This window comes from uncultured Fibrobacter sp. (assembly GCF_947305105.1).
Taxonomy (GTDB): domain Bacteria; phylum Fibrobacterota; class Fibrobacteria; order Fibrobacterales; family Fibrobacteraceae; genus Fibrobacter.
The window spans coordinates 1-13,319 of record NZ_CAMZCS010000028.1 but is presented as its reverse complement, the minus strand read 5'-3'; the positions used below and the strand labels follow the sequence as shown (position 1 = coordinate 13,319).

At 53.4% G+C, this 13,319-nt stretch carries 12 protein-coding genes; 5 read left to right on the top strand and 7 right to left on the bottom strand.

Annotation, left to right across the window (positions count from 1 at the left end):
- Nucleotides 1-139: 139 nt before the first annotated feature.
- Entirely contained in the window at nucleotides 140-952 is an 813-nt protein-coding gene (locus Q0Y46_RS11540) for an exodeoxyribonuclease III (protein ID WP_295684096.1), read from the top strand.
- Here Q0Y46_RS11540 and Q0Y46_RS11535 read toward each other — a convergent pair.
- The 6 genes from Q0Y46_RS11535 to Q0Y46_RS11510 all read right to left on the bottom strand — a co-directional run bounded on the left by Q0Y46_RS11535 (nucleotide 949) and on the right by Q0Y46_RS11510 (nucleotide 5,788).
- Nucleotides 949-2,007, bottom strand: a complete 1,059-nt coding sequence (locus Q0Y46_RS11535) for a spermidine/putrescine ABC transporter substrate-binding protein (protein WP_297947519.1) — start codon at nucleotides 2,005-2,007, stop codon at nucleotides 949-951. The genes Q0Y46_RS11540 and Q0Y46_RS11535 overlap by 4 nt on opposite strands.
- 91 nt (nucleotides 2,008-2,098) lie before the next feature.
- A complete protein-coding gene (locus Q0Y46_RS11530) occupies nucleotides 2,099-2,764 on the bottom strand; it encodes a DUF4230 domain-containing protein (RefSeq protein ID WP_295684091.1) in 666 nt (221 codons plus the stop codon).
- Between the two features lie 64 nt (nucleotides 2,765-2,828).
- Nucleotides 2,829-3,119, bottom strand: a complete 291-nt coding sequence (locus Q0Y46_RS11525; RefSeq protein ID WP_295684088.1) for a hypothetical protein — start codon at nucleotides 3,117-3,119, stop codon at nucleotides 2,829-2,831.
- Between the two features lie 176 nt (nucleotides 3,120-3,295).
- Nucleotides 3,296-4,030 (bottom strand): hypothetical protein, encoded by a 735-nt coding sequence (locus Q0Y46_RS11520; RefSeq protein WP_295684086.1) that lies wholly within the window; start codon nucleotides 4,028-4,030, stop codon nucleotides 3,296-3,298.
- Nucleotides 4,031-4,046: 16 nt separating this feature from the next.
- The gene (gatA, locus tag Q0Y46_RS11515) at nucleotides 4,047-5,465 is read right to left on the bottom strand and encodes an Asp-tRNA(Asn)/Glu-tRNA(Gln) amidotransferase subunit GatA (RefSeq protein ID WP_297947516.1); all 1,419 of its coding nucleotides are present in this window, start codon (nucleotides 5,463-5,465) and stop codon (nucleotides 4,047-4,049) included.
- Entirely contained in the window at nucleotides 5,465-5,788 is a 324-nt protein-coding gene (locus Q0Y46_RS11510) for a DUF4321 domain-containing protein (RefSeq protein ID WP_295684080.1), read from the bottom strand. Before Q0Y46_RS11510 ends, gatA begins: the two co-directional genes overlap by 1 nt.
- A 153-nt stretch (nucleotides 5,789-5,941) precedes the next feature.
- Here Q0Y46_RS11510 and smc point away from each other — a divergent pair, with 153 nt between their 5' ends.
- From smc to Q0Y46_RS11490, 4 genes are all read left to right on the top strand, one after another.
- A complete protein-coding gene (gene smc, locus Q0Y46_RS11505) occupies nucleotides 5,942-9,499 on the top strand; it encodes a chromosome segregation protein SMC (protein ID WP_297947514.1) in 3,558 nt (1,185 codons plus the stop codon).
- A gap of 66 nt (nucleotides 9,500-9,565) precedes the next feature.
- Nucleotides 9,566-10,429, top strand: coding sequence for a DMT family transporter (locus Q0Y46_RS11500; RefSeq protein WP_297947513.1), 864 nt, complete (start codon nucleotides 9,566-9,568; stop codon nucleotides 10,427-10,429).
- A gap of 258 nt (nucleotides 10,430-10,687) precedes the next feature.
- Nucleotides 10,688-10,954, top strand: coding sequence for a hypothetical protein (locus Q0Y46_RS11495; protein ID WP_297947511.1), 267 nt, complete (start codon nucleotides 10,688-10,690; stop codon nucleotides 10,952-10,954).
- 112 nt (nucleotides 10,955-11,066) lie between these two features.
- Complete coding sequence (locus Q0Y46_RS11490) at nucleotides 11,067-12,482, top strand: hypothetical protein (protein ID WP_297947509.1); 1,416 nt, start codon at nucleotides 11,067-11,069, stop codon at nucleotides 12,480-12,482.
- 93 nt (nucleotides 12,483-12,575) lie between these two features.
- Here Q0Y46_RS11490 and metK read toward each other — a convergent pair.
- Nucleotides 12,576-13,319, bottom strand: a 744-nt coding sequence (gene metK / locus Q0Y46_RS11485) for a methionine adenosyltransferase (protein WP_297947507.1), incomplete at its 5' end; no start/stop codon positions are given.

The following is a 13,319-nucleotide window of genomic DNA, read 5'->3' as shown; positions in this document are numbered from 1 at the left end:
GCCGAAATTGATATTTTTTTCTTTTGTTTTTAACTAAAACCCCTTTTTTTCACCAAGAGGGTGCTTTTTGACCACCAAAATTGGATTTTGACAATAAAAAAGCTATCTTTTACAGATAAAACGATGGATTGTGGTTAAAATGAATATCTACAGCTGGAATGTCAACGGAATCCGCTCGGCGGTGAAGAAAGGTTTCGAGGACTGGTTCGCGGCGACTCGCCCGGACATACTGTGCCTCCAGGAGACCCGTGCCGACGTGGACCAGGTTCCTGAGTCCCTGCAGAAGCCGGAAGGCTATTATTCCTACTGGAATCCGTGCCGCCGCAAGAAAGGCTATAGCGGTGTCGCCGTCTTTTCTCAGATAGAACCGGATGCCGTGAACTACGGTTTCGACATCGAGGAGTTCGACGAGGAAGGCCGTGTCGTCCAGCTTGTTTTCCCGGACTGGGTCCTCAATTCCATCTATTTCCCGAACGGTGGACAGGGCGATGATCGCCTGGACTACAAGTTGCGTTTCTATGATGCGTTCCTCGACAACAGCCGTCATTGGCTCGAGAATGGTAAACATGTGGTGACGGTCGGCGACTACAATACCTGCCACAAAGAGATTGATATCGCGCGTCCTAAGGAAAACGAGAACGTGAGCGGGTTCTTGCCCATCGAGAGGGCTTGGATGGACAAGTATGTCGAGAACGGCTTTGTCGATTCCTTCCGCCTGCTCCATCCAGATACACGGGATGCTTATTCCTGGTGGTCCAATCGCTTCGGTGCCCGCAGCAGGAACGTGGGTTGGCGTTTGGATTATGCCTTTGTCGATGCGGGGCTTGTTCCCAATATCGTGAACTCGGAAATTCATCCGTCGGTCATGGGTTCGGACCACTGCCCAATAAGCATCGAGCTGGAGCCTCCGTTCCCGCCCCAGCCCATAAGCCCGACGAATAGTATCGACTAACGTGTCTTGACGGTGGTCCAGGCCTCGTCGTACATCATGGCGGCTTCGCCCAAATCTTTCAGGTATTCCATCCTTGCGAATGTTTCGTGTGGCGGGTTGATAATCCGGTTTTTCTTGTACGTGGAGTCAAGAATTTCAAGGCTTGCCTTGTTTGGGGTCGCGTAGTTGATGTACTGGGCAAGCTGTGCGCCGTTTTTCACGTCGAGGATGTAGTTCATGAATGCGTATGCTCCGTCGGGGTTCGGGGCGTTGGAACTGAGTGTCATGGCATCGACCCACAAGAACGAACCCTCCTTCGGGATGGCGAACTGGAGTGTCGAGTCCTCATAGATTGCAGCCTGTGCGTCGCCGTTGAATACGATAGCCGCCCAGTTCATGCCGGACAGCACCTTTTCTTTGCCGCCAACGGATCCGTCGAAGCCGATGAAATGCGGGTCTTTTTTTGCCTGAAGGATGTGTTCCACGGCCTTGTTGATTTCGGTTTGGCTGGTGCTGTTTGCGTCGAAACCGATGGCGAGGAGGGCGAGGGCGAGCATGGAACGGCTCTCGTTCAAGAAACTGAAATTCCCCTTGGTCTTGCTCGAGTTGAACAGCATGGAATAGCTTACGCTGTCCGGGTCAATCGACTTGTCGCGGTAAAGGATGCCTGTGGTTCCCCAGAGGTAGGGGATGGTGTAGGTGTTTGTCGGGTCGTAGGGACGGTTGAAAAACTGCACGGCGATGTTTTTGCGGTTGGGCACTTTTTCTGCATCGATTGCCGTAATCAACCCTAGACGAAGCATCTGCTGGATGACCACGTCGGAGGCGATGATGACGTCGTACTGGCTTGGGCCCATGGACAGAAGTTTACCAATCATCTCCTCCTGGGCTTCGTAGAGTTCCAAATGTATTTTGTACCCTGTTTTTCTTTCGAAGTCGTCAAGCATGGCCGGATCGATATATTCGCTGTATATCATCACAGAAACCGGTTTGAGCGCCTGTTCCTGCTTTTGTTCTTTGCAGGCGATGAGGGCCGCGGCGGTGATGATGAATAAGGCGAGGAGGAAATGCTTCATGAGTTTTTTCCTGTTCTTTTTTTAGATAAAATAATATTATTTGACAGGATTTGTGCTTGTTTTTGGAAAAAACGATGAAATTGGGGACGGTTCAGTCCACTTTGATCTGGTAACCGTCGTCGGGGTGAAGCCATTTTTTTATGAACGACTTTTGGGTGTTTTCGGGAGGATCGGCCAATTTGACGACCGAACCGAGATAGAGACGGATGATCTTTTTGGCGTGTTCCCGTGCTCTGCGCTTGAGTTCGGTGATGTTTTCCTCTTCGTATTTTTTCTGCTCGGCGATAAAGAACTGTTTGAAGTCCTCGAACTTGATGTCGTTGAGCCAGCCTTTCTTTTCCCAAAAGACCTGGATGCTCTCGAAGTTGATGCTGTGGCTCAGAATCTTGGGCTCGGGGAGGTAGATGAGGATTGTCTTCGTGATGGGCTCGACGTGGATCTTGATGTCTTTCAGGTCGTAGCCCAGCTTGACGTCGCCCTGGTATATCAGCATGAATTCTTTTATGGATTGATTGATTCTCCAGTTGGGCATGTAGTCCAGGAGTTTCTTGGCGTCCTGGTAATTTGCGTTTTTTCTGTAGTGGTGGTGCAGGGTGGCCAGTTCGGAGATTTCGCTGATTTGGTGCTCGATAAATTCGCTGGTAATTTTGGGGCCCGTCGTTTCGCTGCTTTCAATTTTTTTCATGACGAAAACGGTCGCAACGACCGTTGCGCATACGAGGATGAATGCGAAGATTAGCTTGATCGTCAATTTCATTGCTGGACACCCTTTTGAAACGCGTTACACTTTCTTTGATATTACAAATTTATTTGGCAACCGGTTAGCGCTTATTGCTTTTCTTAGTCGCAAATACGTTTGAAATGTATGTCCGTATGGTGGATATTTGCTCTTGGAGCGTCATATTCCTGATGTTGCACAGGTGTTTCGTTTCGGGATAGAGGTGGTCTTTTATACAATCCCAAGGGAAGGGAATTGTATGGGGCTCGTTCCCCTTGCTTTCGATTTTGGCGATGTTCAGAGCGTAGACTGGCTGCTCTGTCGGCTCCTTTGAATTTGTGTTGTCTATGTCGTCTGCGCTTTGCGGCAAATCATTCTTTTTATCCAACCCCATCTGTTTCCCCAGTTGAATGTCTGTGCGAAATAGTATTTTTGAGTGTCTACAAATATTGCAAAACGGAAGGCCGTTTTGCAATACCTTTTCGTAATCATTTTTTTAAAAAAGGGGTGTTTGATGTAAAATATTTTTTTTCGGAAAAAAAGCTGTCGAAAAACGTCGAAAAAAATGACCTAGAATGGGAACAGAAGTCCGAAGCCGTAAGGTAGCTTGATATTGTCGTTATCAAGCGTTCCGTAGTCCTTGTTCAGGTGCGTGTAGTAGCTCCCATTGCCGGCAAAGAACTCAAATCCAGCTTCCAGGTAGGCTCCAAAGTGTTCCAAGAACAGGAATTCTGTGCCGATGCCTGCCACGACGCGCCAGTAATTGACATTTTCGGTGTATTCTTCGTATTGTCCGCCCGATTTGTGGCGTTCTCTATCGTATTTGCCTTTGAACCAGTCGGAGGTGAGGAATGTGTAGAAATAGCGCATCGACATGGGATAATAGATTGCCGATACGCCGATCTGCAGGAGATGGCTGTTATAGTCGGTAAAGTGGACGTTGACGTTGAAGATTTCCTGGGCGAAGATGTATTCTAGCGAGACAATTCCGCGGCTCGGGGATTGCAGGCCGACTGTGACTTGATACTTGTACACGGGGGCGTCCACGCCGATGTGCCTCACCGCCGAAGAAGACGAAGATTGCCCATCGTAGAGGACGAGGCCTTCGCCTGAGGAGGAGGATTCCGCCTGGGTGGAGTCATTGGCCGTAGAATCCTTTGCGAGGGAGTCTTGCGTGGCCGAGTCGAGAGAGGTCATGCCTGCGCCGGAGTACGCCTGCATGAGGGAATCAAATGCCGTTGCGTCTTGCGAAAAGGCGCAGACAGCAACGACCAGAAGTGCGAATAAACTAGCCTTGATCTTCATTTTTTTATGCCAGATTTTACTTGTTCAGGCGTTCGGTGGCGGAGGCGATGGAGAGCAGGTCCGTTTCCTGGAATGGTTTGCCAATCCACTGCAGGCCCACAGGGAGCCCGCCTGCCATGCCGCAGGGCACGCTTACGCCCGGGAGGCCGGAAAGGTTCAGGCTCACGGTGTAGATGTCGGAGAGGTACACGGCCATCGGGTCGGACTCGTTCATGCCACACTTGAGGGGCAGGCCCGGCATCGTCGGGCTTGCGATCACGTCGCAGCTTTCGAAAGCCTTGTTGAAGTCGTCGGTGATGAGGCGGCGCACCTTTTGGGCTTGCACGTAGTAGGCGTCGTAGAAGCCGGCGCTGAGCACGTAACTGCCAAGGAGGATGCGACGCTGGACTTCCTTACCGAAACCTTCGCTCCTGGACTTCGCGTACAGGTCGAACAGCTTGCGGGCGTCCTTGCTGCGGTAGCCGTAGCGCACGCCGTCGTAGCGGCTGAGGTTCGAACTGGCCTCGGCGGTCGCGATGATGTAGTAGCTGGAAACAGCGTAACCGATGTGGGGGAGGCTCACTTCCTTGAGCGTGGCGCCTTCGGCTTCGAGCTTCTTCAGCATGTTGTCGATGGCGGCCTTGCATTCCGGGTCGAGCCCTTCGGCAAAGTATTCCTTCGGGACGCCAATGACTTTGCCCTTCACGCCCGCATCGAGCTTCGCGGCGAAGTCTTCGGGTTCGCGGGTGCTGGTGGTGTTGTCGTGCGGGTCGATACCGCAGATGGCGTTAAGGAGCGTGGCGCAGTCGGCGACGGTAGAACCGAAGGGGCCGATCTGGTCCAGAGAACTTGCGTAGGCGAGCAGGCCGTAGCGGGAGACGCGGCCGTAAGTGGGCTTGAGGCCCACGACGCCGGTGCATGCGGCCGGCTGGCGGATAGATCCACCAGTGTCGGAACCAAGAGCGCAGGGTACCGTGCCGGATGCAACGGCGACGGCGGATCCGCCCGAGGAGCCGCCGGGGACGCGGGATTCGTCGAGCGGGTTCTTGACCGGGCCAAAGTAAGAGGTCTCGTTGCTCGAACCCATGGCGAATTCGTCCATGTTCGTCTTGCCCACGATGATGGCACCTGCCGCTTCGAGTTTTTCGACGGCGGTTGCGGTGTAGGGGGCGACAAAGTTTTCAAGAATCTTGGAGGCGGCCGTGGTGCGCGTGCCTTCGAGACACATGTTGTCCTTCACGGCGACGGGAATACCGTCGAGGGGGCCGAGGGCCTTGCCTTCGGCTCGGCGGAGGTCGCTTTCCTTGGCCTTGGCCAGGGCGCGTTCGTTCAAGACAGAAATATAAGCGTTGAGATTCTTGGTGGATTCAATCTTTTCGAGCGAGGCCTGTGCGAGCTTTTCGGCAGTCGTGCTGCCGCTTTCGAGCTGGGCCTTCAATTCTTGGATGGTTTGCATTACCTATCTCCGGACCATTTCATGATGTAGATCGAGATGATCATACCGATGATACTGACGATGTTAAACTTGATGCCGAACCCGAGGGCGAGCTTGACCATGTAGAGGTCGAGCATTATCGGGGTTTCGCCCTTTCCCGTCCCGATATTCAGGTCGAACGACGAAACAAAGAAGTTACGGACGATATTGTCGTAACCGCCGGCGTTCATGAGTTGGCCGAGCTGGCCGAACAGAAGACCTAAGCATTCTCCCAAAATTCCGCCAATGAGGAGGCCGATAACAATAAAGAGCACGAGACGTGCGAAACTATTCTTATGTGTCATATGGTGCGAATATAGAAAAAAAGTTTTTCTGCAAGTTTGTTCGGAGCAGGAGTGGGCTGAAATTGAGGTTCTTGGAACGGGTCGGGGGGAAGGTGGCATTTGCGTTCCGCAAGGACTTTGAATTGATAAAAAAATGTTATTTTTTTCCTCGTTGTGCAGATTACGAAGTTAAAGATTTTTGGATTCAAGTCCTTCGCCCAGAGGACCGAAATCAACTTCCCCACGAAAGGCCTGACTGCCGTGGTGGGACCGAACGGCTGTGGCAAGTCCAACATCACGGATGCCATCCGCTGGGTTTTGGGCGAACAGAAAGCTGCGTCGCTCCGTATGAGCAAGATGCAGGATGTGATTTTCAGCGGTACCGAAGAACGTGCCGCCATGAGCCTTGCCGAAGTCTCCATCGTTATTGATAATAGTGATGGTTCCCTCAATTCTGAATATTCCGAAGTCATCGTGACCCGCCGCGTACATCGCGACGGTTCCGGCGAATACCTGATTAACAACCAGGAATGCCGCCTGCGCGATGTCCATGCATTGCTGTTCGACTCCGGCCTCGGGTCCAGCACCTACTCGCAGATGAACGCCGACATGATCAAGTCCGTTTTGAGCGACAAGGCAGACGACCGCCGCATCCTGTTCGAGGAAGCCGCTGGGGTGAGCAAGTACAAGCAGCAGCGCAAGGAAACCCGCCGCCAGTTGGAAAGGGTCCAGCTGGACATGGAGCGCGTCGAGGACAACTTGAGGAGCGTTCGCCGCTCCGTGAGGCTTTACGAGACCCAGGCCGAGAAGGTCAATGAGTATAAACGTTTGAACAACCGGCTCCGTGAGTTGGACCTTTCGGTTAGTTTGGACAAGTACGAAGATTTCAAGGACGGTCTGGCGACCTTGGATTCCACCTCCAAGCGCATGAACCACGAAGTGGAGTCGGCCAAGACCAAGGCAACGGAACTCCAGGCGAAAATCGAGGAAAAGCGCCTCGCTATCAGCGAAGACGAAAACGCCTTCCGAGACCTGGAACGCCAGGTCCAGGCCGCGACGATTGCCTTGAACGACATCAACAACAACATTGGCCGTACACGCGACTCCATATCGTCGATTGTGGCGGCAAGCGAAAAGGCTCAGGACGAAATTACCCGTTCCGAGGCCAAGTTGAACGAAATTTCCGAAGAAAAGGCCCGCCTCGAAGAGGAAAACCAGGTTCTCCAATCCGACAACGATGTCGAAGAAATGAACGCCCTCCTGGAACGGGAACAAGAAACGCTCCAGGTCATGCGCGATAAGGTGGACGACCTGCGTGGCCAGTCCCGCGAGCTCGCGAACGAGCGTGTGCAGGCCAATAACCGGGCCAACAGCCTCCGTAGCCGTTTCGAACGCCTCGATGCCGAATCGCAGATGTTGCAGGGCAACATCGAGAAGTGGAAGGGCGAAATTGAAAATCTCAATGCGCAAAAGGGCGAGGCCGAAGCCGCTGTGAACGGAATTTTGGCTCAAATCGAGGAAGCCAACCGCGAAATCGAGAACCTCGAGGAGCAAAAATCCGTCCGCGAAGAACGCCTTGAATCTGCAAGGGCTGAACTGGCCGAGGCGACTCAAAAGCTCCAAGGTTTAAAGAACGAAGAAGCCCGCCTGCAATCGAGAATTGACGTTTTACAGAGCGTTGCCGACGAAGGCACCGACGCAAGCCGCTGGCTTTGTGAGAAAAAAGCCGACCTTATCGGCGGTATTGTTTCCGAACGCATCGAAGCGGCTCCAGAATACGCTGCTTACGTAGAAACTGCATTGGGCGACATTTTGGATGCGGCCGTTGTGCATGCCGACGCCTCTATCGGCGATATTGTGGAATCGGCAAAGAACGAGAACGTGGGCAAGGCCCTGCTCGCCTTGGTTGCTGCTCCTTCGCCTGCCTACGGCAAAGCTATTGAACGCCCGGGTGTTGTCGGCTCGCTTGCCGGATTCGTGAAAAGCGATGATGACAAAGTATCTGCCTGGCTTTCGGGCATCCTTTCCCGTTACTTTATAGTCAATTCGCTCCAGACCGCGATCGAGTTGGCCGGGGAGTTCCGCGGGGAAAACCTGAGTTTTGTCGCTCCCGACGCGATTGTCCGCACGAATGGCCTCGTAAGTTTTGGCGCGGCCACTTCGGGAGCCCTTTCCCGTAAGAATGAAATTGCCGAGGCGACTGCGCTTTTGGAGGGTGTTGTCGCCGATATCGCACAGAAAGAACAAGATTTTGAACGTTTGCAGGGGATTGTCGACGAAGAATCCCGTATGCTTGAATCGGTAAATGGCGAAATTTTGGCGAAACGCGACTCTTTGCGCGGAAACGACACTGCCATAAGCATCCGCCGTAACGATTTGGCCGCCTTTGAAAGGCGCATCCAGCAACTACAAACGGACTGCAACACCGCTATGGGCCGTATTTCGGCTGCCGCTGAGTCAAAAAATGCGGATGCGGAACTTGCCGAGGCCGAATCCTGTGTCGAAAAAGTGGAAACCCAGTACCAGGCCGTCTCCGATCAGCTTGCGGAACACGAGACGATGCTCCGCGAAAAGGAAGAGGACGTCCGCGAGCTGGAACGCTCCACTCAAGACAAGAATTCCAGGCTTGCCCAGAACGAGAACAGGCTCCGCGCTATCGCCGACCAGATAGAATTCCTCGAGAGCACCATCCGTGCCCGCCGTGATGATATCGAAAAGAATACCGTCAATATTGCAAAGCTCGAGGAAGACGGCACGAAACTCGCCGACCAGGCGCAAGAAAAGGATGCCGTGCTCCGCGAACTCGAACAGGCTCGCGACATTGCCCGCGAACGTTACGACGTGGTGAGCGGCGACCTTGGCGCCTGGCAAGACGAAAGCAACCGCCTCCGCGACGAGATGATCGACCGGATGAAGGAATTGAACGACGTCGGACGTCGCCAGGAATCCCTGCAGAACAACGTGGACCGCCTCCGCGAACGCATTTCCAACGACTGGTCCGTCGACGTGGACAACCCGGAAGGTGTCGAACGTGTGGAATACAGCCAGCCCGACGCCGACCGCGAAATCCGTGAACTCCGTGGCAAGATCAAGGAACTCGGCCCCATCAACGTCAACGTGATGGACGACTACGAGGGCGAAAAGAAGCGCCTGGAAGAAGTCGAGAAGCAGTTCGACGACCTAGACCGTGCCCGCGCCTCGCTCGACCGCACCATCACTAAGCTCGACGATATTGCCCGCCAGCGCTACCTCGACACGTTTGCCCGTATCCAGAAGAACTTCCAGTTCGTGTTCAGCAAACTGTTCCTGAACGGTGAAACCAAGATGAGCCTTGTCGAAAAACTCGACGAAATGGGCAAGCCCATGGACATCCTGGATGCCGACATCGAAATCAACGTCCGCCCGACCGGCAAGAAGATGCGCGGAATCAAGGCGCTTTCCGGTGGTGAACACGCTTTGACCGCAACGGCCTTGCTGTTTGCCATCTACATGGAAAAGCCCTCGCCGTACTGCGTGCTGGACGAAGTCGACGGCCCGCTGGACGATGCGAACGTGGGCCGCTTCATGGCGCTCCTCCGCGAATTCAGCAAGCAGACCTTGTTCATCGTGGTGACGCATAACAAGCGTACCATGGCCGAAGCCGACATGCTTTACGGTGTGACGCAGGAAATCAAGGGTATTTCCCGCATCGCGAGCGTGCAGCTTGCCGACGCCACCAAGTTCGCAATTTAATTTAGTAGACAGTAGGAAGTAGACAGTAGACAGTAACTTCCTACTTCCTACTTCCGACTTCCTACTATGATAAAAGGCTTTATTTTTGCTGCTCTTTCCGCCATCTGTTATGGCACGAACCCTCTGGGGGCGCTGAACCTCTATTCCCAGGGCTATTCTCCCGAAAACGTCCTTTTTTACCGTTTTTTCACGGCGGCGCTACTTCTTTTTGCGGTGATTCTCGCGAAAGGTTCGCATTTTAAGATTACGCTCAAGGAATTTGGGGCGCTCGTCGCCTTTGGTTTTTTGTTTGCGGTCAGTTCGCTCACGTATTATGCCTCGTTCAAGTACATGGATGCAGGGCTTGCCTCGACGCTCCTCTTCCTCTATCCGCTCGAAGTCTCGGTTTTGATGGCGATATTCTTCAAGGAGAAGATTAAAGCCTGGATGGTCGTTTCCATTGCCGTTTCGATGTCGGGGGTCGCTCTGTTGTACCGTGGCGATGACGGAGTGCCTCTGAGCACCGCAGGCCTTGTGCTCGTGTTTGCCTCGTCACTTTCGTACGCGATTTACATGGTGATGGCGAACCGTATCAACTTGCAGATGGGCTCCGTGAAGATGACTTTTTACGCCATTTGTTTTTGCTTGGTCTTTTTGTTGCTCTATTCCGTGACGTTCGGCTCGGGGCTGCCTCCGCTCTTTACGCAGGCGAGTTCTTGGGGTTGGGGCTTCATGCTGGGCCTTGTGCCGACGGTGCTTTCGCTCATATTCATGGTGAAGGCGGTGAAGATTATCGGGTCGACGCCCACGGCGATTCTCGGTGCGCTCGAGCCCGTGACGGCCGTGGCAATCGGAGTGCTTGTCTTTGGCGAAATCCTCACAGGCAGGCTTGTCGCGGGCATTATTCTGATTCTTGGCTCTGTCGTACTCATCGCGGCCAAGAGGAAATGAGTAGGGAGGCTCCAGGCTCGAGGCACGAGCGATGAGCTATGAGCTATGAGCCATGAGCCGTGAGCGGTGAGCAGTGAGTCTTTGAGAGACTAGAGAATAGAGGCTAGTGAAAAGAATCACGCACTTCGTGCGTCAATATAAGACGGCGAAGCCGTGATATTTCTCCCTAGCCCCTAGATTCTAGATCCTAATCCCTAACCACTTCCTACTGTCTACTTCCTACTCACCCCGTAACCACTATTTACTATATTCCTCGATATGCAAGCTACCTGTTCCAAATGCAATAAGTTATTTAACGACAAGGTCGGAATGTCCCCGATGCAAAGCAACATGGCTATCCGTGTACGCAATAGGGTCGGGAACATTTGCCCCGAGTGTCGTGCCGAAATGGAAAAGACCAAGAAGGGCCGCCGTCGCCTGTTCTTTTACGATGCGAAAATTGCGTTCCGCTGCATGCTTTTGCTCTTGCCCATATTCGTGCTCTTTGCCGGATTGATTGTCGCTCTAGCTCTTTTTGTGATTTAAATCATATTCGCTGTAAATTTGGGCTGTTTATAGACAATTCGTAAATGCTTTTTTGCGTTTTTTAATGTCATATCCTCAAAAACTATATAGATTCAAGGTGAGGATGTTTGATATGAAGTTGAAGCTAGCATTATTGCTTTCTTTTTTACCCGTATATGCGCTTGCCGCCATGGATGTCTGTCAGCCGATTGGCTGGGCGACCCGTGAAGGGCGTACCGGTGGCGAATTCAATGTGACGGGTGGCGGAAATGCCGTTCCCGATACCGTTAGGACTTTTTCTGACTTGCAAAAGTACGCGAAGGATTCTTCTCCGCGTATCATCTATATTGATGGGACTCTCGGGGATGGCTGGAGCGGTACTTCTGGCAGCCGCCTGAACATTACGGCTTCGAACAAGACGATTATCGGTCTCAAACCGGGGACGCTTTTGAAGGCTCCCATCCATATCACGAACAAGGCTTCGAACATCATCGTGCGTAACATTGTCATCCAGGGGCCGGGCAGCAATGCCGACCAGGCGTGGGACAACCTCACCATCGAGGGCGAGGCGAAGAACATCTGGATTGACCACTGCGAATTCTGGGACGGCCAGGACGGCAATGCCGACGTGGTGAAGGGTGCGGACAACGTAACGTTTACGTGGTGCATTTTCGGCTACAAGAAAAAGAGCACGCACAACCTTTCGAACCTCATTGGCAGTTCCGACAACGAGCCTGTAAGCGAGGGTAAGCTGAACGTGACCTACATGTTCAACTGGTGGCAGGCTGCGAACCAGCGCAAACCGCGCTGTCGTTACGGGAACGTGCACGTGGTGAACAACCTCCTGACTGGCGACGCAAGCATCACGAACGGGACGGACGTGCTGGGCGTTTCGGCGGGTCACATGTGTACGGTCCGTACCGAAAGGAACGTGTTCATCAACGAATCGAACCCGATTTATACCGGCAACGCGAACGGTACGGGCGTGAACGAGACTATCGACAACATCTTCACGAACTGCTCGGGCAATACGAAGGGAACGGGAAAATCCTTTATGCCGCCGTATGAATACGAAAGTTTCATGCTCAAGGCGAGCGAAGTGGAAGCTGCGGTGAAAGCCGGTGCCGGAGCCAACCTTGAAAATATTGCCGAATGTTACAGCGCTACCGAAGATACGACCGTGGCAGATACGGCCAAGCAAGATTCGACAACCCAGGACACGACAACTCGAGACACCGTAGTTCAAGATACGGCATCTCGTGATACCGCTGCAAGCGATTCCATTCCACAAGATTCTGTTGTCCGCGATTCGACCCCGGAGGATACATCTTCGAATCGTATAGTTCTAAAAATTGCTGATGTCCCTGTGCTGGGCCTTTACCGCGTGAGCCTCTTTAATACGAAGGGTGCGTTAGTTCGCCGTGTCGATGTCTTGCCTGCGAAAATGGGCAATACGGCTTGGATTACGCGGAGCTTACCCGCAGGGGTCTATGTGATGCGCGTGAAGGCTCCCGGCGTGGACCGCCGTTCCTTCGTCGTCGTTAAATGAGTTCTTCATACTACCTAACAAAGCGCCCGGCATAACCTGCCGGGCGCTTTTCTATACTGAATTGTTGTCGCAGTTCAATTCCCGCGAAATTTTCTAGATCTTCGCAGCTTTCTTCAAAGCATCAGCCTTGTCGGTCTTTTCCCACGTGAAGCGAGCACCCGTGCGGCCGAAGTGGCCGAGAGCGGCGGTCTGCACGTAGCCGGGCTTCCTCAGGTCGAGCATCTTCTCGATGCCGGCCGGGGAGAGGTCGAAGTTTTTCGCGACGATTTCTTCGATCTTGCGGTCGTCGATCTTGCCGGTACCGAAGGTATTCACGAGCACGGACACGGGCTTGGAGTAACCGATGGCGTAGGCGAGCTGGACTTCGCAGCGATAGGCGAGGCCGGCAGCCACGATGTTCTTGGCCACGTAGCGGGCAGCGTATGCTGCACTGCGGTCGACCTTGGAGGGGTCCTTGCCGCTGAATGCGCCACCACCATGGCGACCCATGCCGCCGTAGGTGTCGACGATGATCTTACGGCCGGTGAGGCCGCAGTCGCCGTGCGGGCCGCCGACAACGAACTTGCCGGTCGGGTTCACGAGGTAACGGGTCTTCTTGTCGAGGAGCTTGGCCGGGATGACCTTCTTGATGAGCTTCTCGATGATTTCCTTTTCGATCTGGGAATGCTTGAGTTCCTTGCCGTTCACCTTGTCGTCGTGCTGGGTGGAGATGACGACGGTGTCGACGCGCACCGGCTTGTCGTTTTCGTCGTATTCCACGGTGACCTGGGACTTGGCATCCGGGCGGAGCCACTTGATCTTGCCCTTTTCGCGGAGGTTCTGGATTTCTTCCATGAG